The organism is Roseivivax isoporae LMG 25204 (assembly GCF_000521865.1).
Classification (GTDB): domain Bacteria; phylum Pseudomonadota; class Alphaproteobacteria; order Rhodobacterales; family Rhodobacteraceae; genus Roseivivax; species Roseivivax isoporae.
This window is the reverse complement of sequence record NZ_JAME01000014.1, coordinates 64311-91125: the sequence shown is the minus strand read 5'-3', so window position 1 is coordinate 91125 and position 26815 is coordinate 64311. Positions and strand designations below refer to the sequence as shown.

The window sequence follows — 26815 nt, the reverse complement described above, 5'->3', positions numbered from 1 at the left end:
GCGGCCCTTACGCCACGGAATCCCACCCTAAACGCCCCTCGGGATCAAGTCCTCGTTCGATTTTTCCGATATCGAGGCCACAAAAATCTGAAATTTACATCGCATGCCGGTTTCCTCGACACTTTCATGACAACGGGAGCAGAGGAAAGCGATGCGCGATATCGTCGATCTGAACTGCGACATGGGCGAAGGCTTTGGGCACTGGGTGCTCGGCGATGCGCCGGACGAGGATCTGATGGAGATCATCTCGTCCGCGAACATCGCTGCCGGGTTCCATGCGGGCGATCCGAATTCCATGAACCGCGTGGTCAAGCTCGCCCAGAGCCACGGCGTCGGGCTCGGCGCGCATCCGGGCTACCGCGACCTGCAGGGGTTCGGGCGGCGCAACATCGCGGCGCCCGCCGACGAGCTGGTCAACGACATCCTGTACCAGGTGGGCGCGATCCGCGAGTTCGGCCGCCGGCACGGCATCGCACTGCAGCACGTGAAGCCGCATGGCGCGCTCTACATGGAGGCCGCGAAGAACGAGGAGCTGTCCTCGAAGATCGTCGAGGCGCTGCAGGAGGTGGGCGGCGACCCGATCCTGTTCTGCATGGGCGTCTCGCGCACGTACGAGGTCGCGCGCCGTCACGGTCTGCCGGTGGTGCGCGAATTCTACGCCGACCGCGATTACGGCGACGACGGCGCCATCGTGTTCAAGCGCAAGGTCGCGCGTCCCGATCCGCAGGCGGTCGCCGAGAAATGCCTGCGTGCCTGCCGCGAGGGCCGCGTCACCACCGAAAGCGGGCAGGACATCGACATCGCTTTCGAATCCATCTGCTTCCACTCGGACACGCCCGGCGCCGTCGAGATCGGCCGCGCCATCCGCAGCGCGCTGACCGAGAACGGCATCACCATCGCGCCCGCCCTCACGGTGCTCGAGCGCACGAACTGAACCGACAGGAGACATCATGGCAGAGATCCAGGCCCCCGTTCCGGGCACGTTCTACCACCGCCCGGCCCCCGACCAGGACCCCTACAAGGCCGCGGGCGACGCGGTCGCGGCGGGCGAGACGATCGGCCTCGTCGAGGTCATGAAGACCTTCATCGAGGTCAAGGCCGAGGCGGCCGGTACCTTCAAGGGTTACGTCGCCGACAACGAGTCGCCCGTGACGGCGGGCGCGGTCCTGGCCGAGATCGACGCCTGACCATGGCGATCCGGAAGCTCTTCATCGCCAATCGCGGCGAGATCGCCGTCCGGATCGTCCGTGCGGCGCAGTCGCTCGGGATCGAGACGGTCCAGGCCCATTCCGAGGCGGACCGCGACATGCTGGCCGTGCGGCTCGCCGACAGCGCGGTCGAGATCGGCCCAGCCCCGGCCAAGGAGAGCTACCTGAACGTCGACCGCGTGGTGCGGGCCGCGGTCGAGTCGGGCGCCGACGCGGTGCACCCGGGCTACGGCTTTCTCTCGGAGAGCCCGCGCTTTGCCCGGGCGGTCGAGGAGGCGGGGCTGATCTTCGTCGGACCCTCCGCGGACACGATCGAGCGGATGGGCGACAAGGTCGCCGCACGCAGCGCCGCCAAGGCGGCCGGCGTGCCGGTGGTCCCGGGATCGAAGGGCCGGGTCGAGGGCGTCGACGCGGCGGTGCAGGTCGCGGCCGACGTGGGCTACCCGGTCATGATCAAGGCCGCGGCGGGCGGCGGCGGCCGCGGCATCCGCGTGGCCGAGGACGAGGCGTCCCTGCGCAAGCTCGCGCCCCAGGCCCAGGCCGAGGCACAGGCCGCGTTCGGCGACGGCGGGCTCTACGTCGAGCGCGCGGTGAAGGATCCGCGGCACATCGAGGTGCAGATCCTCGGCGACGGCACCCGCGCGGTGCACTGCTTCGAACGGGAATGCTCGCTCCAGCGCCGCCGCCAGAAGGTCTGGGAGGAGGCACCGGCGACCTGCCTCGACGCCGCCACCCGCGACAGGCTCTGCGCGTCGGCGGTGCAGCTGGCCGAGGCGGTGGGCTATCGCGGCGCGGGCACGCTCGAATATCTCTACGAGGAATCCTCGGGGCAGTTCTTCTTCATCGAGATGAACACCCGCATCCAGGTCGAGCACCCGGTGACCGAGATGGTGACGGGCATCGACCTCGTGGCCGAGATGATCTCGGTCGCCGCGGGCGCGCCCCTGTCCGTGGCCCAGGAGGACATCCGCCTGTCCGGTCACGCCATCGAGGTGCGCATCAACGCCGAGGATCCGGCGATGCAGTTCCTCCCCTCCCCCGGAGAGGTGACCGGCCTCTCGGTGCCCGAGGGCGAGGGCGTGCGGTTCGACCACTTCCTCTACGAGGGCTACCAGATTCCGCCCTTCTACGACTCCCTGGTCGGCAAGCTCATCGTGCACGCGCCCGACCGTGCCGCCGCCATCGCGCGCCTCGAGACGGCGCTCGAGGCGCTGCGGGTCGACGGCATCCGGACGACCGTGCCGCTGCACCTCGCGCTCGCGGCCGATGCGGACGTGCGGGCCGGCGCATTCCACACCCAATGGCTCGAACCGTGGCTCGCGGGCGGCGGGCTCGAAACGCAGACAACAGGAGGTGCATCGTGAAGACACGGTATACGTTCGGAGGGGACGAGCACATCTACGTCGAGATGGACGAGGAGATGTCGCTCGACGCGTTCTTCAAGTCCCTGTCCATGAGCAACGCGGTCCGGGATGCGAAGATCCCCGGGGTGACCGAGATCTGCCCGGCGAACGCGTCTTTCCAGGTGCGCTTCGATCCCGACGTGACGCATCCCGACGAGATGCTGAAGCGCATCCAGGAGCTCGAGGCCAAGGCCGAGGACGCCGAGAAGCGCATGACCACGCGCATCGTCGAGGTGCCGGTGTTCTACCGCGATCCCTGGACGCACGAGACGCTCATGCGTTTCCGCGAGCGGCACCAGGACCCGCAGGGCACCGATCTCGACTACGCGGCGCGGATCAACGGCTACGACAGCGTCGACGCCTTCATCGAGGCGCACCATTCCGCGCCGTGGTTCGTGTCGATGGTGGGCTTCGTGTCGGGCCTGCCGTTCCTTTACCAGCTCGTCGAGCGCGAGAAGCAGATCGAGGTGCCGAAATACGTCCGGCCCCGCACCGACACGCCGAAGCTGACGGTGGGATACGGCGGCTGCTTCTCCTGCGTCTATTCCGTGCGCGGGGCGGGCGGCTACCAGATGTTCGGCATCACGCCGATGCCGATCTACGACCCGCGGCAGCAGACGTCCTACCTGCGCGATTTCATGGTGTTCTTCCGTCCGGGCGACATCGTGAAGTGGAAACCGATCGACCGCGCCGAGTACGACCGCATCACCGCCGAGGTCGAGGCGAACACCTGGTCGCCCCGGACCGCCGAGGTGACATTCGACCTCGCCGAGTTCAACGCGGACATGGCGGACACGAACAAGAAGCTGATGGAGGCGCTCGATGACGCTTGAGATCGTATCCCCCGGCCTCTCGACCACGATCCAGGACCTGGGCCGTCCCGGCTATTTCCACCTCGGTATCCCCGAGGGCGGCGCCATGGACCGGCTGAGCCTGCGCGCGGCGAACCTGCTCGTGGGCAATCCCGAGGACGCGGCCTGCCTCGAGGCGGTGTTCATGGGCCCCGAGATCCGCTTCGGCGCGGACATGGTCGTCGCGGTCGCGGGCGCGACCATGCCGATGACGCTCGACGGCGCGGCGGTCGACGGCTGGACCTCGTTCGAGGTGAAGAAGGGCCAGACGCTCAAGTTCGGCTTCCTGACCGAGGGCGCGCGGCTCTACATCGCCGTCGCGGGCGGCATCGACACGCCGCCCGACCTCGGCTCGCGCGCGACCTACCCGATCGGCGCGCTCGGCGGGATCGAGGGCCGTGCGGTCGCCGCGGGCGACGTGCTGCCGGTGGGCCAGGGCACGGGCAAGGCGGGGCGCACCGTCGCGCCGGAGCTGCGCCGCATGCCGGGCCGCCCGGCCGAGCTGCGGGTGCTGCCGGGCCTCTACTGGCACCGCATCACCGAGGCCGCGCAGGAAAGCTTCTTCGCCGACGAATGGACAGTGGCGGCCGAAGCAGACCGCATGGGCTACCGCTTCAAGGGTGGACGGCCGCTCGAGTTCGTGGAGCGTGAACAGCCCTTCGGCGCGGGTGCCGATCCCTCGAACATCGTGGACGGCTGCTATTCCTACGGCTCGATCCAGGTTCCCGGCGGGACCGAGCCCATCGTTCTGCACCGCGATGCGGTGTCGGGCGGCGGATACTTCACGCTCGGCGCCGTCATCTCGGCCGACATGGACCTGATCGGCCAGCTGCAGCCCAACACGCCCGTGCGCTTCGTGCGCGTGGACATGGAGGAGGCGCTCGCGGCCCGGCGCGACCAGGTCGCCATGCTCGACAAGATCCGCGGCGCGCTCGCCTGAGCGCGCCGCACCCCGTGAGACCGAGCCGGGACAACCCGGCCACCACACCGACAGGAGAGACGACCATGACCTACAGAGGAACGACCGCGCTCGCCGCGGTCCTCACCGCCCTGCCCTTCGCGGCGCTGGCGCAGGACGCCTGGTATCCCTACGAGGCCGAGGAGGTGACGCCCGCCTTCGCCGCCGATGGCACGGTTTCGGCCGTGACCTACGAGCCGCTCGAAAGCGCGAGCCAGCCGTGGAACATCTGCGTGTCCTTCCCGCACATGAAGGACGCCTATTGGCTCGGCGTCGATTACGGCGTCGTGGAAGAGGCGAAGCGGCTCGGCGTGAACCTGAACGTGGTCGAGGCCGGCGGCTATACCGAGCTCGCCACCCAGATCAGCCAGATCGAGGACTGCGTGGCCTCGGGTGCCGACGCGGTGATCATCGGCGCGATCTCGTTCGACGGGCTCAACTCGGTGATCGGCGAGGTCGCGGGTGGCGGGACGCCGGTGATCGATGTCATCAACGGCGTGTCTTCGGACCAGATCGCCGCGAAATCGCTCGTGTCCTTCCACACGATGGGCGCCGAGACCGGGCGCTACCTCGCCGGGAAGCACCCGGCCGGCAGCGATCCGGTGCAGGTCGGCTGGTTCCCCGGTCCCGCGGGCGCGGGCTGGGTCGAGGCCGCGCACCAGGGCTTCATGGAGGCGATCGAAGGATCGGCGGTCGAGGTGCTCGAGCCGCGCTACGGCGACACCGGCAAGGAGGCACAGCTGAAGCTCGTCGAGGACGTGCTGCAGGCGAACCCCGAGGTCGACTACCTCGCCGGGACGGCGGTGACCGCCGAGGCGGCGCAGGGTCTCCTGCGCTCGCGCGGGCTGACCGACCAGATCGGCATCCTCGCCTTCTACATGACGCCCGGCGTCTACGAGGGGATCGAACGCGGCTTCATCGAGGCGGCGCCCGCGGATTCCATGGTGATCCAGGGCCGCATCGCCGTCGACCAGGCGGTGCGCATCCTCGAGGAGCAGGACTACATCAAGCATGTGGGGCCGAAGATCTTCGTGGTGAACCAGGACAATCTCGGCGAGGTCTCGCGCGAGGACATCCTGCCGCCCGAGAACTTCCGCCCGGTCTTCTCGGTCGACGCCGGCTGAGAGGGAGAGCGCCGGAGCCCGCGACCCTTCGCACCCCGAAGGCCGCGCGTTCCGGCGCGTCTGCACCATGTCACCCGAACCGCTCCTGACCACGCGCGGCCTGACCCGGGACTATCCCGGCGTGCGCGCTCTCGACGCTGTCGACTTCGACCTCGCGCGCGGCGAGGTGCACGTGCTCTTCGGCGAGAACGGCGCGGGCAAGTCGACGCTCATCTCCATGCTCGCGGGCGCCAATGTCCCGAGCGCGGGCAGCGTCCGCATGGACGGGCGCGAGGTCCGCTTCGCCTCCGTCGCCGACGCCCAGGCGGCCGGCATCTACACGGTCTTCCAGGAATTCTCTCTGATCCCCACGCTGAGCGTGGCCGAGAACATCTTTCTCGGGCGCGAACCGCTGCGGGGCCCCTTCGTCGACCATCGCGCCATGCGCCGGCAGGCCGCGGCCATCTTCGCCGAGCTCGACTTCGACATCGACCCGCGCGCCATGGTGGCGGGCCTGTCGCGGGCGCAGCAGCAGATGGTAGAGATCGCCAAGGCGCATCATGGCGACGCGCGGGTCCTGATCCTCGACGAGCCGACCGCGTCGCTGACCGATCGCGAGGTCGACCACCTGTTCGCCTATCTCGCGGGGCAGAAGGCGCGCGGCACCGGCATCGTCTACATCTCGCACCGCATCCAGGAATTCCGTCGCATCGCCGACCGCGTCACGGTCCTGCGCGACGGGGCGAAGATCGGCACCGTCGCCATGGCCGACACCGACGAGGACCGGCTGGTCGAGATGATGACCGGCCGCGCCATGTCCGAGATTTATCCCGCCATCGCGCGGCGCCCGGGCGAGGTCCTGATGCGCGCCGAGGCGCTGCGCGCGCCGGGGCTGAGCCCGGTATCCTTCGAGCTGCGCGCCGGCGAGGTGCTGGGCGTCGCGGGGCTCGTGGGCTGCGGCAAGTCGCGGCTCTTCCGGGCCGCGATGGGCCTTCTGCCGCGGCTCGGCGGTCGGCTCGAACTGGCCGGCGAGGACGTCACCCGCGCGCCCACGCGCGACCTGATCGCGCGGGGGCTCTACTACCTCTCGCCCGACCGCAAGGGCGAGGGGCTCGACCTCGTGCGGTCCGCCGCCGACAACCTCGCACTCAACGTGGTGATGGGCCGCGGCGGCGCGCTGGTCGACTGGCGCGCGGTGCGCCGCGACGTGGACGCCACCGCCGACCGGGTCGAGCTGCCGCAAGCCTACCGCCCGCGCTACGTCACGCAGCTGTCGGGCGGCAACCAGCAGAAGGTCCTGTTCGGCAAGTGCTTCGGCCAGCCGGCCGACATCTACATCCTCGACGAGCCGACGGTGGGCGTCGACGTGGGCACCCGCGCCGCGCTCTACCGGCTGGTCAAGGACCTGGCCGAGGCGGGCCGCGCCGTCGTCGTCATCTCGTCGGACCTGCCCGAGGTCATGAACCTCTCGCATCGCCTGATGGTGATGGCGGGCGGGCGCGTGACCGCCGAACTGAGCGGCGACGAGATCGCCGAGGACACAATCCTGCGCCATTTCTTCGAGGACGGGGACCGATCCCATGCCAGCTGACACCGCCCGCACCGACCAAGGCCCGCGGGGCGCGGGGGCGATCCTGCGCCGCGTCTTCCTGCGCCTCGGCGTCCTGCCCTTCTTCCTGGTGGGCGCCATCGCGATCTTCTCGGCGCTCTCCGCGAACTTCCTGACCGGGCAGAACCTCGTCAACGTGGCGCGGCAGTCGGTCTACCTCGTCCTCGTCTCCATGGGGCAGATGCTGGCGCTCGTCACCGGCGGGTTCGACCTGTCCGTGGGCACGGCCATCGCGCTGACCTCGGTCGTCTCGGCGCTGGCGATGGTCTGGGCGAGCGGCCTCTTTCCCGACGCGGTCTTCCTCGCGATCCTGATCGGCATGGCCGCGGGGTTTGGGGCGGCGCTGCTCCTCGGGCTCGTGAACGGCGTGGGCGTCGCGTATTTCGAGGTCTCGCCCTTCATCATGACGCTGGGCGTGTCGTCCGTGGGCGCGGGGCTCGCGCTGTTCCTCACCGGCGGCGTGCCGGTGTCGGGCCTGCCCTTCGAGTTCGGCAACATCTTCGGCTTCGGGCGGCTCTGGGGCGTGCCCGTGCCGGTGCTGATCGCGCTCGCCTGCATCGCCGTGATGTGGGTGCTCATGGCCCGTACGCGGCTCGGCACGCAGATCTACGCTGTCGGCGGCAACATCAAGGCGGCCCACCTGTCGGCCATCGACACCAAGCGCACGCTGATGATCGCCTACACGCTCTGCGCGCTCATCGCCTCGCTGACGGGCATCCTGCTGACCGCGCGCGTGGAATCCGGCGAGGCCAATCTCGGCGGGACGATCGCGCTCGAGAGCATCGCGGCCTGCGTCATCGCCGGCGTGTCGCTCCGCGGCGGCATCGGCCGGGTCGAGAACGTGGTCCTCGGCGCGTTCTTCATCGTGCTCGTGCAGAACGGGATGAACCTTGCACAGGTCTCCTCGTACATGCAGATGGTTCTGCTGGGCGCGCTCCTGATCCTCGCGGTGATCTTCGACCAGATGCGATACCGGATGATCCTGCGCGGCGCCTGAGGACGCAGGCCGGGAGGATCCCTTGATCGAGGTGGAAGACGTCACCGTCAGCCTGGGCGGACGGCGGGTGCTGGACTCGCTCCGGCTGTCGCTGCCCGAACGGCGCATCGGCATCGTCGGCCGCAACGGGTCGGGAAAGTCGACGCTCGCCCGCGCGATCGCCGGGCTGATCGTGCCCGAGGCGGGACGGGTGACGATCGGCGGGGCGGACATGGCGCGCGACAGGCGCGCCGCGCTGCGCAGCGTCGGCATCCTGTTCCAGAACCCGGATCACCAGATCATCTTTCCGACGGTGGAGGAGGAACTCGCCTTCGGCCTGCGGCAGCTCGGCCGCGATCCGGCCGGGGCGGCCGAGATGCTGGTGCGCTTCGGCCGCGCCGACTGGGCCGGGCGGCCCGTGGCGGAGCTGAGCCAGGGCCAGCGGCACCTCGTCTGCCTGATGGCGGTGCTGGCGATGCGGCCCCGGGTCATCCTCTTTGACGAGCCGTTCAGCGGGCTCGACATTCCGACGACGCGCGCGCTGCGGGCGCTCGTGGCCGGGCTCGAGGAGACTGTGATCCAGATCACCCACGATCCGGCCGCGATCGACGGCTACGACCGGGTGGTATGGATCGACGCGGGCACCGTGCGGGCCGACGGTCCGCCCGCCGCCGTGCTGCCGGCCTACCTCGCCGAGATGGAGGCGCCCGATGCCGAACGCCTGGCCTGACCGGAGGACGCCGCGATGCTGGCGCTGACCTCGCCGGTCGAAACCTGGGCGCACCGGATCCCGCCCGGCCCGAAGCTGGCCGCGCTCGCGGTCTTCAGCCTCGCGGTGTTCTTCGTGGAGGACCCGGTGCTCATGCTGCTGCCGCTCGGGTTCGCCGCCGCGGGCTTCGCCGCGCTCGGGCCCGTCGCGGCGCGCGCAGGCCTGCGCGCGATCCGGCCGCTCTGGATCTTCGTCGCGGTGCTGCTCGTCTGGCACGGCGCGACGGGCGAGCTCGACCGCGGGCTCGCCTTGTCGGGGCGCATCGTCGCGGCGGTGGCCATGGCGACGCTCGTCACCATGACCACGCGGCTCGACGACCTGATGGCGTTCCTCACGCGGGCGCTGGCGCCCCTGCGCCGGCTCGGGCTCGACCCGCAGGTCGCGGTCTTCGCCATGGCGCTCGTCATACGCTTCACGCCGGTTCTGCTTGCACGCGGTCGCGCATTGCGCGAGGCATGGGCGGCCCGGAGCCCGCGTCGTCCGACATGGCGGCTGGTCACGCCCATGGCGGTCGCCGCCCTCGACGACGCCGAGCACGTGGCCGAGGCGATCCGCGCCCGCGGAGGCCTCGGAAGCCCGCAGAACGAACAGGAGACCTGACATGGAACGGGACGTCACCTTCATCGCGCTCTTCGCGGCGCTCATCGCCATCCTGGGTCTCGTGCCGTCGCTGACACTGATCTCGGGCGTGCCGATCTCGGCGCAGTCGCTGGGCGTGATGCTGGCGGGCACCGTCCTCGGCGCCTGGCGCGGCGCGCTGGCGGCAACGCTCGTCGTCGTGCTCGTGGCGCTCGGCCTGCCGCTCCTTGCCGGCGGCCGCGGCGGGCTCGGCGTGTTCTTCGGCCCCACCGTGGGCTTCCTCGTGGGCTGGATCCCGGCGGCCTTCGTCGCGGGTCTCGTGACCGAGCGGCTGAAGCGCTGGCCGACCTTCCCCGCGGCCGCGGCGGGCGCGGTGCTGGGCGGCATCCTCGTCCTGTACATCCCCGGCATCCTCGGCATGGCGGCGATCCTCGGCAAGTCGCTGCCCGAGGCGACGCTGCTCTCGACGCCGTTCATCCCGGGCGACATCCTGAAGGCCGTGCTGGCGGGCCTCGTGACCGCGACGCTGGCGCGCGCGCGGCCGGGCAGCGTGCCCTCGCGGCCGGCGGGATGAGCGCCGGCGCGGTGACCGAAACCGACCTCTCGCTGGCGCTGCGGCTCGCGCGCGCCGCGGGGGCTATCCTGGACGATCACTGGCGCGCCCGCGACCGCCTGACCCCGCAGGACAAGCGCGCCGGCGACTTCGTGTCCGAGGCCGACATGGACGCCGAGCGGCACCTGCGCGCAGGCTTTGCCGCCGCGCGCCCCGACGACGGATGGCTCGGCGAGGAAACGGGCGAAGGCGCGCCGGCACGGCGCCGCTGGATCGTCGATCCGCTCGACGGCACGACGAATTTCCTGCGCGGCATCCCGCACTGGGCGGTATCGGTCGCGCTCGAGGAGGACGGGAAGCTCGTCCTCGGCGTGGTGCACGACCCGCTGCGGGGCGAGACCTTCGCCGCCCGCGCGGAGGGACCCGCCACGCTGAACGGCACCTCCATCGCCCCTGCCGCGACCGCGACCCTGACGCCCGCGCTCTTCGCGACCGGCATCCCCTTCGGCGACATGCCGCACATCGACGCGCACGCGCGCGACATCGCGCGGCTCGTGCCGCAATGCGCGGGCGTGCGGCGCATGGGCGCCGCGGCACTCGACCTCGCCTGGGTCGCGGCGGGCCGCTACGACGGGTTCTGGGAGCGCCGGCTCCGGCCCTGGGACATCGCGGGCGGCCTCGTCATCATGCGCGCCGCCGGCGTGCGCGTGGCCGCGCTCGATCCCGCCGAACGGCCCGAGGACCGCGGCACGGTGCTGGCCGCCGCCCCGGGCGTGTTCGACGCCTTCGCCGCGCTGCTCCGCGACGGGTAGGGCGCGATCACGCGCATTTTTGCGGTCTCGGGCTTGTCCGCACGGCCACCGGACTAGATGCGGGAAATGTCTGAGAAACTTCGCGGATCTCGCCGAATGCCGCCGGCCGACACCTCGACCCAAGCGGGCGCCGCAGGATCGCGCCCGACGACCCGCAGCCGCGCGTGGCACCGCCCGGCCGCATGACCACGGACGCGCTCTGGTGCATCGGGCCGCGGACGGTCGAACTTCGCCCCGGGGCGGAGGGGGACGGGGTCGCGCTCGACACGCTCTTTTCCGGAATCAGCCGGGGGACGGAACGGCTCGTCTTCGAGGGCCGCGTCCCCGAATCCGACGCCGCGCGCATGCGTGCGCCGTTCCAGGAGGGCGACTTTCCCTTCCCGGTGAAATACGGCTACGCCGCCGTTGCGCGCGCGACCGAGGGCGCGCATGCGGGCAGGAACGTCTTCGCGCTGGCCCCGCACCAGGCGCACATGCGCCTGCCCGAGGATGCGCTGATCCCCCTGCCCGAGGACGTTCCGCCCGAACGCGCGGTGCTCGCCGCCAACATGGAGACCGCGCTCAACGTGCTCTGGGATTCGGGCGCGGGCGCGGGCGACCGGGTCGCCATCGTGGGCGCGGGAACCGTCGGGGCGCTGGTCGGCTACCTCGCCGCGCGCCTGCCCGGGGCCGAGGTCACGCTGGTCGACACGCTGCCCGAGCGGGGATCGCTGGCCGCGGCGCTCGGCTGCGGCTTCGCGGGACCGGGCGACGCGCCCGGCGACTGCGACGTCGTCATCCACGCGAGCGCGAGCGCGCGGGGCCTCGCCTCTGCCCTCGCCGCCGCCGGACCGCAGGCCACCGTGGTCGAGGCGAGCTGGCATGGCGCGGGCACCACCGAGGTGCCGCTCGGCGGCGCGTTCCACAGCCTGCGCCTGAGGCTCGTCAGCTCGCAGGTGGGCGCGCTGCCGCCACTGCGCGCGCCGCGCTGGACCTATCGCCGGCGGCTGACGAAGGCGCTGGAACTTCTTGCCGATCCGGCGCTTGACGTCCTGATCTCCGGCGAGACCGGCTTTGCCGACCTGCCCGGGCGCTACGCGGCGATCCTCGACGACCCGCAGACGCTCTGCCACCGCATCCGTTACCCGAACTGAACACAGGAAGACCCATGTTTGCCGTCGAAGTCCGTGACCACATCATGATCGCCCACTCCTTCCCCTCCGAGCTCTTCGGCCCGGCGCAAGGGATGCACGGCGCGACCTTCATCGTCGATGCGGCCTTCTTCACCGACGACATCGACGAGCACGGGCTGGTGGTCGACATCGGCCTTGCGACCGAGGTGCTGACCGACGCGCTCGGGCCGCTGCGCTACAAGAACCTCGACGAGGTGCCGGAATTCGCGGGCAAGTTCACCACGACCGAGTTCCTCTGCGGGCACATCTTCAAGGTGATGGCCGAGCGGGTCCGCGCGGGCGACCTCAAGGACAGCGGCCGGGTCAAGCGCCTGCGCATCCAGCTGCACGAGAGCCATACCGCACGCGCGTGGTACGAGGCGGAGATCTGAGCGATGGCATTCGCCGCCGACTGGCTCGCCCTGCGTGAACCCGCCGACCGCGCCGCGCGCGACGCGGGTCTCCTTGCCGAAGCCGCGGCCGCGGCAGGCCCGGCGCCGGTGGTGCTCGACCTCGGCAGCGGCACCGGGTCGACGCGGCGGTCCTTCGACGGTCTCCTGCCGGACGCGCGCTGGCGGCTTCTCGACAGCGATCCGGCGCTGCTCGACGTGGCGGCGGCCGAGGGCGGCGACCGTGTCGAGTGCATCCGGCACGACCTGAACGATGTCGAGGCGCTGCCGCTCGACGGCGTGTCGCTGGTCACCGCCTCGGCGCTTCTCGACCTCGTGTCCGAGGACTGGCTCGAGCGGCTGGCGCGCGTCCTGTCCGCCCGCGGCGTGCCCTTCTACGCGGCCCTGACCTATGATGGCGTCATGCGGTGGACGGCGCCGCGGCCGGGCGACGACGCGGTGGTCGCGGCCTTCAACGCGCACATGACGGGCGACAAGGGGTTCGGTCCCGCGCTCGGCCCCGGTGCGGCGGACGCCGCGGCAGGACCTTTCCGCCGCGCAGGTTATATTGTGGCGGAGGCGCCGAGTCCCTGGCGGCTCGGGCCGGACGAGGCGGCGCTTCAGCGCGCCTTTCTCGAGGGCGTCGCCACCGCGGCGCGCGAGGCCGGGCGCGACGACGCGACGGAGTGGAATGCCGCGCGGCAGGAGGCCATCGCCGACAGCCGCGCGGAGATCGGTCACCGCGACCTGTTCGCACGGCCCCCGACGGCGACGACGTGAGAGGGTAAGAGGAGCACGCACATGCAGAACGTAGAGGTCACTCCCCGTGTCTGGGACCGCATCCTGAACGTGCGCTCTGCCCGGGCGTGCCATTGCTGCGGCAGCTGGAGCCCGGCGGAACGCGCCGCGCTCGACCTCTACGGGCCGATGGCGCGGCGCGACCTCGGGCCGGTGACCATCGGCCAGATCGGCCAGTCGCTCGACGGGCGCATCGCCACCGTCACCGGCGACGCGCGCGACGTGTCGGGCGCCGGCGGGCTCGCGCACCTGCACCGCATGCGCGCGCTGGTCGACGGCGTGGTGATCGGCGTGCGCACGGCGCTGCACGACGCGCCGCGGCTGACCGTGCGGCTCTGCAGCGGGTGCAATCCCGCGCGCATCGTGGTCGATCCGCAAGGGCGCCTGCCCGACGACGCGGGCCTCCTGACCGCCGACGACGACGCGCGGCGCATCGTGATCCAGGCAGTGGATCGCCCGCGCCCGGAGCGGGTCGAGGTGATCCGCCTGCCGGTGCGGGCCGACGGGCGCTTCGATCCGCACGACATCCTGTCGGCGCTGCACGAAGCGGGCCTCTCGTCGATCCTGATCGAGGGCGGCGGCATCACCATCGCGAGCTTCCTTGAGGCGGGCCTGCTGACCCGGCTGCAGGTCGCGGTGGCGCCGCTGCTGATCGGGGGTGGCCCGCAGGGCCTGACCACACAATCGCCGGTCGCGCGGCTCTCGGACGCGATCCGGCCGGAGACCCGGGTCTTCGGCCTCGATACCGATGTCCTTTTCGACTGCGCGCTCTCGCCTGCAGCGTCCGAAGCCGCGCAGCCGATCCATGGCGGGCCGAAGCTCGTGACCCGCCGCGCCGCGCCGGACTGACGGCTCAGACGAGGCTGTCGAAGACCTGCGCCGCGACCCGCGCGGTGTCGCCCCAGCCGGGCAGCCGGGCTCCCGCCGCGGCGGCGGCCCGCGCCAGCCTGTCCCGGTGATCCGCGTCGGACAGGAGCGCGCGCAGGGCGCCGGCGAAGGCGTCCGCGTCGTCGACCGGCACGACGCGTCCGGCATCGGCCGGAACGGTATCCGGGACGGCCCCGGCGCGGCAGCTGACGATCGGCAGCCCGTTCAGCAGCGCCTCGTCGAACACGATCCCGTACCCCTCGTACCGCGTGGCGAGCGCAAAGACCGTGGCCCGGCGGTAGAGGTCGAGAAGCGCGTCGCGCGGCACCGATCCCGGCAGGCGGACACGGTCGGCGATGCCATGTCCCTCCGCCCGCGCCACGAGCCGCGCGCGTTCGCCGTCGGCGCGCTCGCCGCCGGCGATCACCGCCTGCCAGTCGAGGCCGGCTATTCCTGCCAGCGCGTCGATGAGCACGTCGTGTCCCTTCCGCGGATGCAGCATGCCGACGGCGAGGATCAGCGGCGGTGCGGCCTTTTCGGCCGGATCGGGCCGCAGCGCGGGACGGTCGGTGCCCGGCCGCGCGACGGTGACGCGACCCGGATCGACACCGTAGCGCTCGCCAAGGATCGACGCGGTGTGGGGGCTCGGGACGAGGACGTGGCGCGCGTGGGCGAGGTTGTCGCGTTCGCTGCGGAAGAGACGGTCTGCCTCGGCGTCCGGCAGCCCGCTCTCGAGGGCGAGCGGATGGTGCACCATCGCCACCACGGGCGCGCGGATCCGCCCGAGCCCCCCGGTGTCGAGCGCCCCGAAGGCAAGCCCGTCGACCACCAGGACGTGGTCCGCTGGCACCGCCGCAAGCCGGTCGAGCGCGTCGTCCATGCCGGCTGCGCCCGGGGCCGGAAAGCCCGAGTCGAGCAGGAGCGGCCGCACGTCGCGGCCCGCCTCGGTCAGCGCCTCGCAGAGCCGGCGGTCGTAGATCGTGCCCCCGGTCAGCGCGTCGAGCGATCCCGGCAGGGCGAAGGTCACGGTGGCGCTCACTCGGTCGGTCCCTTTCGCGGTGCTGCCGCCGCATCTGCACCCGCCGCGCGGGCATCCGCAAGCCGGTCTGGCGAGCTGAAGGTGCGCAGGATCAGGTCGCGCATGCGGTCCATGGGCAGCGGGTCCACCGCGGGGCCGGGCAGAAGACCGGCCTCCCAGCCCCAGTCCGAGGCCCGGGCCACGAGATCGGGCGACCCGATCAGGTGCGCGGGCACGTGCGGGCGGGTATCCTCGGCGATCCAGCCCGCGGCCTGGTGGTCCCCGAGGATCAGGATCAGCGGCGGCCGCGCCGCCTCGCCGCGCCGCGCGGCGAACTCGAACACCGTCGAGAGCGCGTAGTCGAGCGCGAGGCGGTACTGCTCGCGCACGCGGTCGCGGTCGCGCCAGACCACAGCCGGCGCGTCACCGGCGCGGCGGCTGCCGTCGAAGATGCTGCCGTCCCCCACGGCCTGCCAGTCCACGGGTTCCGCGATGGGCGTCCAGGGAGCGTGCGAGGAGATGAGCGCGACCTGCGCCGCCACGGGCGCGCGGTCCGCGCCGTCGAGGATGTGCTCGAGCTGCCGCAGCGTGTATTGGTCGGGCATGGTGACCCAGTCGAACGGCTCTCCGCGGTATCCGAGCGATGCCGCGACCCGTGTCTCCTCGAAGCCGAGCGCGCGGGCCTCGGGCCAGGGCATGGTGATGCCGGGCATGACCGCGAGACTGCGGAACCCGGCGCCGCCCGCGATCTGCCAGAGCGTCCGCCGCCCGGTCCGCAGCGCCGCCACGTGGCGCATCTGGTCCGGCACCCAGAGCCCGGTCGCGAGGGTCGTGTGCGACAGCCAGCTCTGCCCGCCGCTCGTCGGCGCGACGAGAAGGCCCGACCGCGAGGCAAGGCCCGCGGCATCGAGCGCCTCTTCGGCGCGGCCGAGCGTCGCGCGGTGCGTCGGCGCATAGGTGGCGCCGTCGAGGCTCGCGCGGCCGTAGCTTTCCACGAAAATCACGAGAAGATCGGTGTCGATCGCGTCGAGAAGCCCCTCGCGCCCGGCCACGGCGTCGTCGCGCGCCTGCACCGCGAAGTCGCGCATCGCCGCGACCGTGCGGCGCCCGAGCGCCACCTTCTCGACGCCCGTGCGTGCGGTGAAGGCCGCGCCCGGAGGCTCGGCCGGCAGGCGCCAGAGGCCGCGCGCCTCGCCAACCTCGCCGACCGCAACGCCCGCCGCGGCGAGGGCCGCGGCGCCGAGGACCGGCCGCACAGGCCGCGCGGCCCCGCTGCGCATCCAGACCCCCGTGGTCCAGGTGGCGAGCCCCGTCAGCGCCACGACCGCGGCGATCCCCGCCACCGCCGCGCCCACGGCGGCGAGCGTCCCGAGGCTCCCCGCCAGAACGTTCAGGCCCGCCGGGATCAGCGGCCAGTCCGCGACCGGGTTGAAGGACCGCGACAACGCCACCTGCGTCACGAGGTCCGCGACCTTGAGCGTGACGAGCACCACGAGCGCCCCGACCACGAGGACCCGCAGGATCCGGCCCGCGCGGCCGGGGCCGAGCGCCAGGAACCCGAGAAGGATCGCGGGCAGTTCCAGCGGAATGAGCCGCAGTGCCCCGGGCGTCATGGCGCCGGGGTGGTTCGGCAGGATCAGGAGGAGGTCGAGAACAAGCGCGGCGAGCGCCAGCGCGATGCCCCTCCGGGCGATTGTCCTGCCAGTCATCTCCGCTGCCAGAGCCACAACACGTCGCGGCCGAACGAGGCCGACAGGATCGCCGCCGCCCCGAGCGCCACCGGCCCGATCGCCACATGTGGCAGGACCGGCACCTGCAGCACGATCAGCGCCGAGAGCTGCACGACGCAGGCCGCCTTGCGCGAGAACCGGTCGGGCAGGTCTCGGCCGAGCCACGGCAGGAGCAGCGCCGCCGCGACGAACACGTAGCGCAGGAAGCCCAGCACCAGCATGGCCGGCACCAGCGCCGCAGAGACGCCGTGCGCCGCGTGCAGGGCGAGGATGCAGGCGAGCGCCGCGTCGACCTCGAGGTCGAACCGCGCGCCGAAGCGGGAGGTCATGCCGCGCGTCCGCGCGAGCCACCCGTCGACCCCGTCGAGCGAGAGCGCGAGGAGCGCCACCGCCGGGACGAGCCACGGCGTGCCCGTGCCCGTCAGCAGCGGCACGGCCAGGAAGGCGACGAGAACGCCGCGGAATGCCGTGACCACGTTGCACCAGCCGAGCGCCGGATAGGGCAGGTCGTGGGGCAGCCGCGTGACGATCGCCGTCGCCGCCACCGCGTAGAGCGCGAGGACCGCGAGCGCCTCGATCCCCGGAGCGAGCGCCTTGGCCAGGAGCGCGATCAGCACGGCCCCGCCGAGCGCGCAGAGGGCGAAGTCGCGCTGCGCCTCGCACGCCCCGAACAGGACGCGCGCGCGCGCGGCGCGGATCGGGGGCGGGGGGTCCTGTCGCAAATCTGTCATGCGTCCACAGGTAGGAGGTCCGCCAAGCGGTCAAGGCCGCGCCCGCCAACAGGATCGTGAGGACGCGGCCCGCGCGGGTCGTTCAGCCGCCCGGCGCGGGGTCGAGGACGACCTCTGCGCGCACCGGGCGGTGATCCGACGCGGCGCGCAGGCCGGGGCCGTCCAGCACCTCGAATGCCGTCACCCGTGCCCCGTCGGCGCCGAGCACGCGGTCGAGCGGCAGGAGCGGCCGCCCCGCCGGAAAGCTGCGCCGTGCAGGCCCCGCGAACCGCCGGATCGTCACCCGCGGCGCGAAGGCGAGGCCGCCCCAGGGACGCCATTCGTTGAGGTCCCCGCAGAGGACGGTCGGCCGCGTCGCCGACCGCGACAGGAACTGGCCGAGCGTGCGCATCTGCGCGATGCGCAGCGGCTGCGCCAGCGACAGGTGCGTGGCGATCAGCCGGAAGGGATTCCCGTCCCGCCGGCAATCGAGCGCCACGGCCCCCCGGTGGCACTGCCCCGGCAGGTCCATGAGCGCGCCACCCTCGAGGACGATGTCGGGCCGCGCCAGCACCACGACGCCGTGGAACCCGTGGCTCTGCGGCCCCCAGCGCAGGGCCGGATCGGCCTGCGCGTGCACGAGGCCCGTCGCGTGCGCGATGGCGCGCAGGTCGAGGACGCCGCGCTGCGGCCGCGCCTCCTCGTCGGCCTCGACGAACACCATGAGGTCGAGCCCCCGCGGCCAGACCTCGCGCAGGAAGACGTCGACCGTCCCTGCGGGGTTCTGGCACCCGTCGTTCCAGCGCCCGCGATGCACGTTCCAGACGCCCACCGACAGCCCGTGCCGATCGTCCCCGTTCGCTCCGTGCCGCAAGAGACGCAGTCCTCCGTCCGGTCCGCCTTGCGGTAGAGATGCGGCGCGGGCCGCGCGAAGCAAGCCGGGGGGGCTTGCGGCCGACCCGCCCGCCGGGGCAGGGTCGCCCCGATCCCGCCCCACAGGAGACCCGCATGAAGCGTTCCGCGATCAACGACATCCTCGGCGCGGCGGACGAGATGATCCGCGCCCACGGCTTCACCCTGCCGCCCTTCGCCTACTGGAGCCCCGAGACGTTCCGCGCGCGCGCCGCCGAGGCCCGGCACGTGATCGATGCGCGCTGCGGCTGGGACATCACCGATTACGGCGCCGGCCGCTTCGACGAGATGGGCCTTTTCCTGTTCACCCTGCGCAACGGGCGGCAGGACGACCTCTCGCGCGGGCGGGGCATGTGCTACGCCGAGAAGCTGCTGATCACCCGGCAGGACCAGCTGTCGCCGCTGCACACCCACGTCATCAAGGCCGAGGATATCATCAACCGCGGCGGCGCGACGCTGGTGGTGGAACTCTATGGCTCGGACGATGCCGGCCGCTTCGCGGAGGATCGCGGCGGCACCGTGCTCTGCGACGGCATCGCGCGGCCCTACGCCGCGGGCGAGAAGCTGCGCCTTGCGCCCGGCGAAAGCGTGACCCTGATGCCGGGCGACTGGCACGCGTTCTGGGGCGAGGGCGGCGACGTGCTGGTGGGCGAGGTGTCGACCGTCAACGACGACGAGACCGACAACGTGTTCCGCGATCCGATCGGGCGCTTCGCCTCGATCGAGGAGGACACCGAGCCGCGGCACCTGCTCGTCAGCGACTACGCAGGCTGGCTCGGCTGAGCGCTCAGACCCCGCGGCCAGCCCGCGTCGTCGAGAAGCCTCGCGAGGCCCGCGAAGGCATCGGCCGCGGGCGTCGCCTCGCCGCGGCCCTGGGCCAGGAACTTCTCCGCCGCCTCGGCAAAGAGGATGGCGCGGTCGACCTCGGCATCGGTGCCGCGACGATAGGCACCGAGGCGGATCAGTTCCTCCATGTCGGTATAGCGGGCGATGGCGGCACGGGCGGCGCCGAGGATCGCGTTCTCGGTGTCGCTGTGGCAGTCGGGAAGCATCCGCGACAGGCTGCGTTCGAGGTCGACGGCGGGATACCTGCCGCGCTCGGCGATGCGACGCGACAGCACGAGATGGCCGTCGAGCGTGCCGCGCACCGCGTCGGCGACCGGGTCGTTCATGTCGTCGCCGTCGACGAGCACGGTGTAGAGCGCCGTGATGTCGCCCTGCCCCGCGCTGCCCGGTCCCGCCCGTTCCAGAAGCTGCGGCAGCTCGGAAAAGACGCTGGGCGGAAAGCCCCGCGCGGCCGGCGGCTCGCCCAGCGACAGGCCGATCTCGCGCTGCGCCTGCGCGAACCGCGTCACGCTGTCGATCATCAGCAGGACCCGCATGCCGGCATCGCGCAGGGCCTCTGCCACCGCGGTCGCGGTCCACGCGGCCTGCCGGCGCAGGAGCGGCGCCTCGTCCCCCGTGGCGACGACGAGGATGGACCGCGCGAGCCCCTCCTCGCCGAGGGCCGTGCGGATGAAGTCCTGCACCTCCCGCCCGCGTTCGCCCACGAGCCCCACCACGATCGCGTCGGTCTCGGCCCGACGGGCGAGCATCGACATCAGGGTCGACTTGCCGACGCCCGAGCCCGCGAAGATGCCCATGCGCTGCCCGTGGCAGAGCGGCGCGAAGACGTCGAGCGTCCTGACGCCGGTCTCGAGCCGGGCGCCCACCGGGCGGCGGGCAAAGGCCGAAGGCGGCGCCGCCCGCACCGGGCGGGCGCGTCCCGCGGGCGGAAGCGGCCCGCGCCCGTCCACCGGGCGGCCGAGCGCGTCGATCACGCGCCCGATCCAGTCGGGGCCCGCACGCAATCCCTCCTCGGCGCCGCCGATCTCGACCGGCGTGCCCGGCCCGACGCCGTCCCAGGTCCCGAAGGGCAGGATATGCGCGCCGGCCGCGTCGACGCCCACCACCTCGCCCGGCACCGGCCCGGCCTCGCCGTGCACCGTGCAGCGCGTGCCGATGCCGAGCGCGCGGTCGAGCCCGGTCACCGTGAGCCTCAGCCCGATCACCGCCGAGACCCGGCCGACGCGCCGCGCGTTCGGCACCGCCTCCACCGCGGCGCGCATGGTCGAAAAGATGGTTTGCAAGGATAGTTTCCCTTGGTGCCTCCACTTATTCATGATAATAGATGAATAAACGGGCAGGGTATAGTATGAATATCGGTTCTCTTTCCTTCTTCGAACTTGCCTCGGAGCGGCTGCGCTGGCTTGCCGCCAAGCAGGAAGTCGTCTCCCAGAACATCGCCAACGCCAACACGCCGGGCTACCGCGCCCGCGACGTCGCCGCCTTCGACGACCTGATCGGCGAGGGAAGTGCGCCGGCCCGCACCGGGCTCGCCGTCACCCGGGCCGGGCACATCGAGGGCGCGGGCCGTGCGGCGTCGGGCCATGCCACGCATGTCGACCGCGACGCGCGCGTGCGCAGCATCGACGGCAACACCGTCGCGCTCGAGGAGCAGATGATCGTCGCTACCGATACCGAGGAAAGCTACCGCCTGGCCGCCGACCTTTACCGCAAGGGCCACGACATGATGATCCTGGCCATCGGCGGCCGCCGTTAAGGAGAGACCCGCATGGATCCGTTGAAATCCATCTCCGCCATCGCGGCGAGCGGCATGTCGGCGCAGGGCTCGCGCCTGCGCGTCGTGTCCGAGAACGTGGCAAACGCGGACACCCGCGGCACCACGCCCGGCGCCGATCCCTACCGGCGCAAGACCATCTCGTTCTCGGAGCATCTCGACCGCGCCAGCGGCGCCAGCATGGTCGAGGTATCGACCGTCGGCCGCGAGCCGGGCGAATTCGCACTGGTGCACGACCCCTCGCACCCGGCCGCCAACGAGGACGGGTTCGTCAAGGTGCCGAACGTGAACGCCATGCTCGAGATCGCCGACATGCGCGAGGCCGCGCGCAGCTACGAAGCCAACCTGACCATGTTCGAGACGGGCCGCCGCATGCGGTCGCGCCTGCTCGACCTTCTCAAATGACGTTCTGACACGGGAACAGGGTGATGACAGAAAGTCTCGTCTCCTCCAACGCGGCCCTCGGCGCCTACCGGCTGTCGCAGGGTCTGCGGACCGAACCGGGCGCGGCGCCCGCGACCGGGCCCGCCGGCGCGGATTTCGCCGACATGCTGGCCGAGGCCGGCGCCAATGCCGTCGAGCGCGCCCGCAGCGCCGAGGCGGTCATGACCGAAGGCCTCGCGGGCGGACATTCGACGCAGGACGTGGTGCAGGCCACCCTCAGCCTCGAATCGACCGTGAAGGTCACGGTCGCCATCCGCGACAAGCTGGTCGAAGCCTACCAGGAAATCATGCGAATGCCGATTTGAGGCATGCACCATGACCGAGGGTGAGGTTTACGACTTCCTGACGGACGCGATCTGGACGGTGCTGATCGGCACCGCGCCGGTGCTCGCGCTCGCGCTCGCCGTCGGGCTGATCATCGCCTTCTTCCAGGCGCTGACGCAGATCCAGGAAATGACGCTGACCTTCGTGCCGAAGATCGTCGTCATCCTGATCGGCGTCGCCGCCACCACGCCCTTCATCTACTCGATGCTGCAGGGCCTCTCGGACCGCAGCTTCGACGCGATCGCGAGCGGCGGGTTATGAGGGGACCGGGCGCCCTCGCCGCGGCGGCCCTCGTCGCCGCGCTGCCGGCCGGTCCGGCCGCGCCCACGGGATGGGAATCCTTCTATGCCGGCGGGGGCGGCGCGGCGGGCACGACGGCGCAGGCGCCGCGGTCCGGCGGGGTCAGCGGCATCTGCATCCGCGCCATCCTCGACGCCCAGCAGCGTCACGGCATCCCGGGCAACATCCTTCTCGGGATCGGCCTGCAGGAGGCGGGGCTCATGCAGAACGGCGAGCTCACGGTCTGGCCGTGGGCGGTGAATTCCGAGGGCGCGGGCTACCATTTCGACACGCTGCACGGCGCGCTCGACTTCATCGCCAAGGAACACGCGCGCGGCGTGTCCTCGATCGACGTGGGCTGCCTGCAGATCAACATGCGCTGGCATCCGGACGCCTTCGACGACGTGCGGGACGGCTTCCGCCCCGAGGTCAACGCCGATTACGCGGCACGCTTCCTCAAGCGGCTCTATGCCGAGACCGGCGACTGGCAGGAGGCCGCCGGCGCCTACCATTCCCGCACGCCCGAGAAGCAGGCCATCTACCGCGCCTCGGTGCTGCGCAACATCCGCGTGGCCAACCAGCGCATCGACACCTTCCGCGCGATGGCGGGCGGGGCCGCACGCCATGTGGCCGACGCTCCGGCGCCGGCGCCGCTCGGGGGGCCGTTCTGGTCGGCCGCGCATGCCGAGGGCTCGGCGCGCCGGTCGCTCTTTGCCGCGGGCGAGCTGCAGCCGCTCCTGCCCAACCTGCGCAAGGGAAACTGATCGCATGTCGGCCAGCCGCACCGTGTCCGCCGATGTCTGGGCGAAGGGTCTCGCCAACCGCGACGTGGGCTTCGCCATCGGCGTCACGCTGGTGCTCGCGATGCTCTTCGTGCCGCTGCCCGCGTTCCTCCTGGACCTCGGGCTCGCGATCTCGCTGTCGGTGTCGGTGCTGATCCTGATGGTCGCGCTCTGGATCAAGGCGCCGCTCGAATTCAACGCCTTCCCGACGCTCCTCCTCGTAGTGACGCTGATGCGGCTGTCGCTGAACGTCGCCTCGACCCGGCTGATCCTGTCCGAGGGCCATACCGGGACGGGGGCCGCGGGCGGCGTGATCGAGGGCTTCTCGCGCTTCATCGTGGCCGGGTCCTACGCGATCGGCATAGTGATCTTCGCGATCCTCGTGGTCATCAACTTCATCGTCATCACCAAGGGCTCGACCCGGATCGCCGAGGTGTCCGCGCGCTTCTCGCTCGACGCCATGCCGGGCAAGCAGATGGCGATCGACGCCGACCTCGGCGCCGGCCTCATCGACGACGCAGAGGCGCAGGCACGCCGCCGCAAGCTCGAGGAGGAGACGGGGTTCTTCGGCGCCATGGACGGCGCGTCGAAATTCGTGCGCGGCGACGCGGTCGCGGGCATCATCATCGTCCTCATCAACATCCTGGGCGGCATCCTGATCGGGACGGTCCAGCACGGGCTCAGCCTGTCGGACGCCGCTGCGACCTACACCACGCTCACGATCGGCGACGGGCTCGTCAGCCAGATCCCGGCGCTGGTCGTGTCGATGGCCGCAGGCCTCATCGTCACCAAGGGCGGCACCGAGGGCGCGGCGAACGAGATCGTCCTGTCGCAGCTCGGCCGCTTCCCCAAGGCGCTCTACATGGCCGGAGCGCTGCTGCTCGGGATGGGGCTCCTGCCCGGCTTTCCGCTCGCGGTCTTCGTGGTGCTCGCGGCGCTGATGGCCGGCACCGGCGTCCTGCTCGACCGGCAGACCCGGCGCGATGCGCGCACCAAGGCGGTGGCGGAGAAACGCGCCAAGGACACGCCGCAGCTGACCGAGGAGGAGGCGCTGAAGGAGACGATGCGCGTCGACGACCTGTGCCTCGAGCTCGGCGCGGCGCTGGTGGCGCTTTCGGACAGCGACGACGCGGCCCTTCCCGGCAAGATCAAGAGCCTGCGCGGCCTTTTCGCCCGCGAATACGGCTTCGTCCTGCCGGCGGTTCGGATCCGCGACGAACCCTCGCTGCCGATCAACACCTACCGCATCCTCGTGCAGGGGACCGAGGCCGTGCGCGGAGACATCCGCCCGAACGGCCGCATGGTGCTGACCCCGCCGGAGATGACGATCAAGCTCGCCGGTGAAAAGGCTCGCGACCCGGCGTTCGGGCTCGAGGCGCTCTGGGTGGACCGGGCGGGCGCGCAGCGGGCCGAGGAACACGGCCTGACCGTGGTCGACCCCGAGAGCGTGCTGACCACGCACCTGACCGAAGTGGTCAAGGACCACATGGCGGAATTGCTGAACTACGCCGCGGCCAAAGACGCGGTCGAACGGCTGGACCGCGACTACCAGAAGCTCGTCGCGGACCTGAACGTGCCCTCGCCCACGATCCTGCTGCAGCACGTGCTGCAGCGGCTCCTGGCCGAGCGGCTGTCGATCCGCAACACCCCGCTGATCGTGGAGGCGATCGCGGAGGCCGCGCGCACCACGACGAACGTCACCCGCGTGACCGAGCACGTGCGCCAGCGGCTGTCCAAGCAGATCTGCGCCGCACTTGCGGACGCCGCGGGCTACCTGCCGGTGATCGGGCTCTCGCCCGAATGGGAACGCGAGCTGCTCGAGGCGATCCGCACAAACGGCGACGACCAGAGCTTCCTGATGTCGCCGCACCGCGTGCAGGAATTCGTGCTGGCCGCGCGCAAGGAGATCCAGGCGCAGGCGCAGTCGGACAGCTGGCCCGCGATCCTCGTGCCGGCCGAGATCCGGCCGCACGTGCGCTCCATGCTCGAGCGCGTCAGCCCCTCTACACCCATCATCTCGCACGGCGAGATCCACCGGAAGGCGTCGCTGCGCACGGTCGGGCGGATCGGCGGCTAGGCGGATGGACCTGACCGCCTTCGTCACCGCGCAGTTCCTGGGCGTCGCCGCCATCTTCGCCCGGATCGGCACGGTCTTCCTGTTCATGCCGGGTTTCGGCGAACGGTCGATCCCGGTCCGCCACCGCCTCGCGCTCGCGCTCGTGATGTGCATCGCCCTGTCCCCCGCCCTGCCGGTCGGACCGCTGGAGCTGTCGGGACTGGCGGCGATCCTGGCGCTTCTCGGCACCGAGGCGACGCTCGGGCTCTGGCTCGGGATGACCGCGCGGATCCTCATGAACGCGCTCAACTTCGCCGGCTACCAGATCGGCATGACCTCGGGCCTCGCCAACGCGCTCGCCCCCAGCATGGGCGCGTTCGAGGGCGCGACCCTCGTCGCCTCGACGCTGATGCTCGCGGGCACGACGCTGATCTTCGCGACCGACCTGCACCACGTGATCGTCGGCGCCATGGTCATGTCCTACGACATCTTCCCGCTGGGCGGCATCATGCCCGGCGACATGGCGCGGCAGATCGTGCGCGCCGCGGGCATGAGCTTCTACGTCGGCGTGTCGATCGCGGCCCCCTTCTATGTCATGGGTCTCGTCCTCAACGTGGGCCTCGGGCTTGCCAACCGCCTGATGCCGACGCTGCCCGTGTTCTTTGTCGCGATGCCGGTCCTGCTGGCCTCGGGGCTCCTCGTCATGACCATGGCGCTGCCGTCGATGCTGTCGGGTTTCCTGACGGTCTTCGCCGACTGGCTCGGCTTGCTGACCTTCTGAGGAGACGACGATGTCGGAGACCGAGGACAAGTCGAGCAAGACGGAAGAGCCGACAGACAAGAAGATCCGCGACGCCCGCAAGAAGGGCGACGTCCCGAGTTCCAAGGAAACCGGCAACCTGATGAGCATCTTCTCGCTCTTCGTGGTGACCGCGCTCATCCTGCCGGCCGCCGCGCCGCAGTTGGCCGAGGCGCTGTCGCGCGTGATCGAGAGCGCGGGCCGCGTCGAGATCGGCGAGGCGGGCGAAGGCCTCGACGAGGCCGGCCGGGTCATGCGCGGCCTCGGCCTGCCGCTCGCGATGATCCTCGCGCCGGCCTTCGCGGTCATGGTGGCGCTGGCGATCTTCGGCGTCCTGATCCAGGGCGAGGTCGTCGTCGCGGGCGAACGGATCAAGCCCAACCTGTCCAAGATCAACCCCCTGTCGGGCCTGAAGAAGCTCTTTTCCAAGGACACGCTGGTCGAGTTCGCGAAGAACCTCGCCAAGGTCGCCGTGGTGGGCATCATCGGCGTCTGGATCGCGCGGGACGCGGTGACCGCGATCTGGCAGGGGCGGCTCTTCGCGCCCGAGGCCCTGCCCGGCTACCTGCAGCACGAGGTGTCGCGCGTGCTGATCGGCGCCTCCGCCTTCCTCGTGCCGCTCGCGATCGTCGACATCGTCTGGCGGCGCTACCAGTGGCGCGAGAAGCTGAAGATGTCGCTCAAGGAAGTGCGCGACGAGCACAAGGATTCCGAGGGCGATCCGCTCATCAAGCGCAAGCGCGACGAAGTGCGGCGGCGCCGCGCCCGGCAGCGGGTGGCGCAGGCCGTGCCAACCGCCAGCGTCGTGCTGACGAACCCCACCCATTTCGCGGTGGCGCTGCGCTACGAGGCGGGCCGCGACGCCGCGCCCGTCTGCGTCGCCAAGGGCACCGACCTCGTCGCCGCGCAGATCCGCAAGCTCGCGCGCGAGAACGACGTGCCGCTGATCGAGAACCGCCCGCTGGCACGCGCCCTGCACGCCGCGGTCGAGGTGGACCAGACGATCCCGGCCGAGCATTGGAAGGCCGTGGCCGAGATCATCCGCTACGTCATGGACATCCGCGCGCGCATCCGGCGCGCGCCGCCCGCGGGGTCGAGCCTGCGCGACGACTGAA

Annotated in this window: 30 protein-coding genes; 25 read left to right on the top strand and 5 right to left on the bottom strand. The window is 71.5% G+C overall.

What is annotated here, in order from left to right:
- Positions 1-151: 151 nt before the first annotated feature.
- From RISW2_RS10870 to RISW2_RS10795, 16 genes are all read left to right on the top strand, one after another.
- Positions 152-934 carry a 5-oxoprolinase subunit PxpA gene (locus RISW2_RS10870; protein WP_043770484.1) on the top strand — a complete coding sequence of 261 codons (783 nt, stop codon included), beginning with the start codon at positions 152-154 and terminating at the stop codon, positions 932-934.
- Positions 935-950: 16 nt separating this feature from the next.
- The gene (locus RISW2_RS10865) at positions 951-1187 is read left to right on the top strand and encodes an acetyl-CoA carboxylase (protein ID WP_043770482.1); all 237 of its coding nucleotides are present in this window, start codon (positions 951-953) and stop codon (positions 1185-1187) included.
- Between the two features lie 2 nt (positions 1188-1189).
- A complete protein-coding gene (locus tag RISW2_RS10860) occupies positions 1190-2572 on the top strand; it encodes an acetyl-CoA carboxylase biotin carboxylase subunit (RefSeq protein ID WP_043770477.1) in 1383 nt (460 codons plus the stop codon).
- Positions 2569-3444: a 5-oxoprolinase subunit B family protein gene (locus RISW2_RS10855; RefSeq protein WP_043770473.1), complete on the top strand. Its 876-nt coding sequence runs from the start codon at positions 2569-2571 to the stop codon at positions 3442-3444. Before RISW2_RS10860 ends, RISW2_RS10855 begins: the two co-directional genes overlap by 4 nt.
- Positions 3434-4402, top strand: coding sequence for a 5-oxoprolinase subunit C family protein (locus tag RISW2_RS10850; protein ID WP_043770470.1), 969 nt, complete (start codon positions 3434-3436; stop codon positions 4400-4402). The genes RISW2_RS10855 and RISW2_RS10850 overlap by 11 nt, the downstream gene beginning before the upstream one ends.
- 65 nt (positions 4403-4467) lie before the next feature.
- Entirely contained in the window at positions 4468-5544 is a 1077-nt protein-coding gene (torT, locus tag RISW2_RS10845; RefSeq protein WP_043770465.1) for a TMAO reductase system periplasmic protein TorT, read from the top strand.
- 67 nt (positions 5545-5611) lie between these two features.
- The gene (locus tag RISW2_RS10840; RefSeq protein ID WP_043770461.1) at positions 5612-7114 is read left to right on the top strand and encodes a sugar ABC transporter ATP-binding protein; all 1503 of its coding nucleotides are present in this window, start codon (positions 5612-5614) and stop codon (positions 7112-7114) included.
- Positions 7104-8129 (top strand): ABC transporter permease, encoded by a 1026-nt coding sequence (locus RISW2_RS10835; protein ID WP_043770457.1) that lies wholly within the window; start codon positions 7104-7106, stop codon positions 8127-8129. The genes RISW2_RS10840 and RISW2_RS10835 overlap by 11 nt, the downstream gene beginning before the upstream one ends.
- A gap of 22 nt (positions 8130-8151) precedes the next feature.
- On the top strand, positions 8152-8838 hold the full coding sequence (locus RISW2_RS10830) for an energy-coupling factor ABC transporter ATP-binding protein (protein WP_043770453.1): 687 nt from the start codon (positions 8152-8154) through the stop codon (positions 8836-8838).
- A gap of 15 nt (positions 8839-8853) precedes the next feature.
- The gene (locus tag RISW2_RS10825) at positions 8854-9477 is read left to right on the top strand and encodes an energy-coupling factor transporter transmembrane component T family protein (protein ID WP_043770449.1); all 624 of its coding nucleotides are present in this window, start codon (positions 8854-8856) and stop codon (positions 9475-9477) included.
- A gap of 1 nt (position 9478) precedes the next feature.
- Complete coding sequence (locus RISW2_RS10820; protein WP_043770444.1) at positions 9479-10030, top strand: biotin transporter BioY; 552 nt, start codon at positions 9479-9481, stop codon at positions 10028-10030.
- On the top strand, positions 10027-10821 hold the full coding sequence (locus tag RISW2_RS10815; RefSeq protein WP_043770441.1) for an inositol monophosphatase family protein: 795 nt from the start codon (positions 10027-10029) through the stop codon (positions 10819-10821). The genes RISW2_RS10820 and RISW2_RS10815 overlap by 4 nt, the downstream gene beginning before the upstream one ends.
- A gap of 182 nt (positions 10822-11003) precedes the next feature.
- Complete coding sequence (locus RISW2_RS10810; RefSeq protein WP_043770572.1) at positions 11004-11954, top strand: zinc-dependent alcohol dehydrogenase; 951 nt, start codon at positions 11004-11006, stop codon at positions 11952-11954.
- A gap of 14 nt (positions 11955-11968) precedes the next feature.
- A complete protein-coding gene (locus RISW2_RS10805; RefSeq protein WP_043770438.1) occupies positions 11969-12364 on the top strand; it encodes a 6-pyruvoyl trahydropterin synthase family protein in 396 nt (131 codons plus the stop codon).
- A gap of 3 nt (positions 12365-12367) precedes the next feature.
- Positions 12368-13141: a class I SAM-dependent methyltransferase gene (locus tag RISW2_RS10800; RefSeq protein ID WP_043770435.1), complete on the top strand. Its 774-nt coding sequence runs from the start codon at positions 12368-12370 to the stop codon at positions 13139-13141.
- A gap of 21 nt (positions 13142-13162) precedes the next feature.
- A complete protein-coding gene (locus tag RISW2_RS10795; protein ID WP_043770431.1) occupies positions 13163-14008 on the top strand; it encodes a RibD family protein in 846 nt (281 codons plus the stop codon).
- Positions 14009-14012: 4 nt separating this feature from the next.
- Here the strand turns inward: RISW2_RS10795 and RISW2_RS10790 are convergent, their stop codons facing one another.
- The 4 genes from RISW2_RS10790 to RISW2_RS10775 form a co-directional block, all read right to left on the bottom strand.
- Positions 14013-15065, bottom strand: coding sequence for a glycosyltransferase family 4 protein (locus tag RISW2_RS10790; protein WP_211238692.1), 1053 nt, complete (start codon positions 15063-15065; stop codon positions 14013-14015).
- Entirely contained in the window at positions 15062-16753 is a 1692-nt protein-coding gene (locus tag RISW2_RS10785) for an alkaline phosphatase family protein (RefSeq protein WP_051491940.1), read from the bottom strand. Before RISW2_RS10785 ends, RISW2_RS10790 begins: the two co-directional genes overlap by 4 nt.
- Positions 16750-17505 carry a CDP-alcohol phosphatidyltransferase family protein gene (locus RISW2_RS10780; protein ID WP_051491939.1) on the bottom strand — a complete coding sequence of 252 codons (756 nt, stop codon included), beginning with the start codon at positions 17503-17505 and terminating at the stop codon, positions 16750-16752. Before RISW2_RS10780 ends, RISW2_RS10785 begins: the two co-directional genes overlap by 4 nt.
- An 82-nt stretch (positions 17506-17587) precedes the next feature.
- Complete coding sequence (locus tag RISW2_RS10775; protein ID WP_051491938.1) at positions 17588-18358, bottom strand: endonuclease/exonuclease/phosphatase family protein; 771 nt, start codon at positions 18356-18358, stop codon at positions 17588-17590.
- 134 nt (positions 18359-18492) lie between these two features.
- Between RISW2_RS10775 and RISW2_RS10770 the strand changes: the two genes are divergently transcribed.
- Complete coding sequence (locus RISW2_RS10770; RefSeq protein WP_043770426.1) at positions 18493-19179, top strand: D-lyxose/D-mannose family sugar isomerase; 687 nt, start codon at positions 18493-18495, stop codon at positions 19177-19179.
- Here the strand turns inward: RISW2_RS10770 and RISW2_RS10765 are convergent.
- Positions 19158-20525, bottom strand: coding sequence for a FliI/YscN family ATPase (locus RISW2_RS10765; protein ID WP_244437545.1), 1368 nt, complete (start codon positions 20523-20525; stop codon positions 19158-19160). The two genes, RISW2_RS10770 and RISW2_RS10765, sit on opposite strands and share 22 nt — an antisense overlap.
- 65 nt (positions 20526-20590) lie before the next feature.
- Here RISW2_RS10765 and RISW2_RS10760 point away from each other — a divergent pair, with 65 nt between their 5' ends.
- Genes RISW2_RS10760 through RISW2_RS10725 form a run of 8 tightly spaced genes read left to right on the top strand, consistent with a single transcriptional unit; the run spans position 20591 to position 26814 of the window.
- Positions 20591-20998 (top strand): flagellar basal body rod protein FlgB, encoded by a 408-nt coding sequence (locus RISW2_RS10760; RefSeq protein ID WP_043770423.1) that lies wholly within the window; start codon positions 20591-20593, stop codon positions 20996-20998.
- Positions 20999-21010: 12 nt separating this feature from the next.
- Entirely contained in the window at positions 21011-21421 is a 411-nt protein-coding gene (gene flgC, locus RISW2_RS10755) for a flagellar basal body rod protein FlgC (protein ID WP_043770419.1), read from the top strand.
- A 23-nt stretch (positions 21422-21444) separates the two neighbouring features.
- Positions 21445-21765 carry a flagellar hook-basal body complex protein FliE gene (gene fliE / locus RISW2_RS10750; RefSeq protein WP_043770416.1) on the top strand — a complete coding sequence of 107 codons (321 nt, stop codon included), beginning with the start codon at positions 21445-21447 and terminating at the stop codon, positions 21763-21765.
- Between the two features lie 10 nt (positions 21766-21775).
- Positions 21776-22045, top strand: a complete 270-nt coding sequence (gene fliQ, locus RISW2_RS10745; RefSeq protein WP_043770413.1) for a flagellar biosynthesis protein FliQ — start codon at positions 21776-21778, stop codon at positions 22043-22045.
- A complete protein-coding gene (locus RISW2_RS10740) occupies positions 22042-22827 on the top strand; it encodes a lysozyme family protein (protein ID WP_043770410.1) in 786 nt (261 codons plus the stop codon). The genes fliQ and RISW2_RS10740 overlap by 4 nt, the downstream gene beginning before the upstream one ends.
- Before the next feature lie 4 nt (positions 22828-22831).
- On the top strand, positions 22832-24922 hold the full coding sequence (flhA, locus tag RISW2_RS10735) for a flagellar biosynthesis protein FlhA (RefSeq protein WP_043770407.1): 2091 nt from the start codon (positions 22832-22834) through the stop codon (positions 24920-24922).
- 4 nt (positions 24923-24926) lie between these two features.
- Positions 24927-25682 carry a flagellar biosynthetic protein FliR gene (locus RISW2_RS10730; RefSeq protein WP_043770403.1) on the top strand — a complete coding sequence of 252 codons (756 nt, stop codon included), beginning with the start codon at positions 24927-24929 and terminating at the stop codon, positions 25680-25682.
- A 10-nt stretch (positions 25683-25692) separates the two neighbouring features.
- A complete protein-coding gene (locus tag RISW2_RS10725) occupies positions 25693-26814 on the top strand; it encodes an EscU/YscU/HrcU family type III secretion system export apparatus switch protein (protein ID WP_043770401.1) in 1122 nt (373 codons plus the stop codon).
- Position 26815: the final 1 nt, after the last annotated feature.

Coding starts and splice junctions, on each gene's coding strand:
- RISW2_RS10740 (WP_043770410.1), top strand. CDS start 22,042: ATGAGGGGACCGGGCGCCCTCGCCGCGGCGGCCCTCGTCGCCGCGCTG.
- RISW2_RS10870 (WP_043770484.1), top strand. CDS start 152: ATGCGCGATATCGTCGATCTGAACTGCGACATGGGCGAAGGCTTTGGG.
- RISW2_RS10810 (WP_043770572.1), top strand. CDS start 11,004: ATGACCACGGACGCGCTCTGGTGCATCGGGCCGCGGACGGTCGAACTT.
- RISW2_RS10760 (WP_043770423.1), top strand. CDS start 20,591: ATGAATATCGGTTCTCTTTCCTTCTTCGAACTTGCCTCGGAGCGGCTG.
- RISW2_RS10865 (WP_043770482.1), top strand. CDS start 951: ATGGCAGAGATCCAGGCCCCCGTTCCGGGCACGTTCTACCACCGCCCG.
- RISW2_RS10815 (WP_043770441.1), top strand. CDS start 10,027: ATGAGCGCCGGCGCGGTGACCGAAACCGACCTCTCGCTGGCGCTGCGG.
- fliQ (WP_043770413.1), top strand. CDS start 21,776: ATGACCGAGGGTGAGGTTTACGACTTCCTGACGGACGCGATCTGGACG.
- RISW2_RS10800 (WP_043770435.1), top strand. CDS start 12,368: ATGGCATTCGCCGCCGACTGGCTCGCCCTGCGTGAACCCGCCGACCGC.
- RISW2_RS10805 (WP_043770438.1), top strand. CDS start 11,969: ATGTTTGCCGTCGAAGTCCGTGACCACATCATGATCGCCCACTCCTTC.
- RISW2_RS10725 (WP_043770401.1), top strand. CDS start 25,693: ATGTCGGAGACCGAGGACAAGTCGAGCAAGACGGAAGAGCCGACAGAC.
- RISW2_RS10770 (WP_043770426.1), top strand. CDS start 18,493: ATGAAGCGTTCCGCGATCAACGACATCCTCGGCGCGGCGGACGAGATG.
- RISW2_RS10820 (WP_043770444.1), top strand. CDS start 9,479: ATGGAACGGGACGTCACCTTCATCGCGCTCTTCGCGGCGCTCATCGCC.
- flhA (WP_043770407.1), top strand. CDS start 22,832: ATGTCGGCCAGCCGCACCGTGTCCGCCGATGTCTGGGCGAAGGGTCTC.
- RISW2_RS10780 (WP_051491939.1), bottom strand. CDS start 17,505: ATGACAGATTTGCGACAGGACCCCCCGCCCCCGATCCGCGCCGCGCGC.
- flgC (WP_043770419.1), top strand. CDS start 21,011: ATGGATCCGTTGAAATCCATCTCCGCCATCGCGGCGAGCGGCATGTCG.
- RISW2_RS10795 (WP_043770431.1), top strand. CDS start 13,163: ATGCAGAACGTAGAGGTCACTCCCCGTGTCTGGGACCGCATCCTGAAC.
- RISW2_RS10860 (WP_043770477.1), top strand. CDS start 1,190: ATGGCGATCCGGAAGCTCTTCATCGCCAATCGCGGCGAGATCGCCGTC.
- RISW2_RS10730 (WP_043770403.1), top strand. CDS start 24,927: ATGGACCTGACCGCCTTCGTCACCGCGCAGTTCCTGGGCGTCGCCGCC.
- RISW2_RS10785 (WP_051491940.1), bottom strand. CDS start 16,753: ATGACTGGCAGGACAATCGCCCGGAGGGGCATCGCGCTGGCGCTCGCC.
- RISW2_RS10840 (WP_043770461.1), top strand. CDS start 5,612: ATGTCACCCGAACCGCTCCTGACCACGCGCGGCCTGACCCGGGACTAT.
- RISW2_RS10835 (WP_043770457.1), top strand. CDS start 7,104: ATGCCAGCTGACACCGCCCGCACCGACCAAGGCCCGCGGGGCGCGGGG.
- torT (WP_043770465.1), top strand. CDS start 4,468: ATGACCTACAGAGGAACGACCGCGCTCGCCGCGGTCCTCACCGCCCTG.
- fliE (WP_043770416.1), top strand. CDS start 21,445: ATGACAGAAAGTCTCGTCTCCTCCAACGCGGCCCTCGGCGCCTACCGG.
- RISW2_RS10825 (WP_043770449.1), top strand. CDS start 8,854: ATGCTGGCGCTGACCTCGCCGGTCGAAACCTGGGCGCACCGGATCCCG.
- RISW2_RS10850 (WP_043770470.1), top strand. CDS start 3,434: ATGACGCTTGAGATCGTATCCCCCGGCCTCTCGACCACGATCCAGGAC.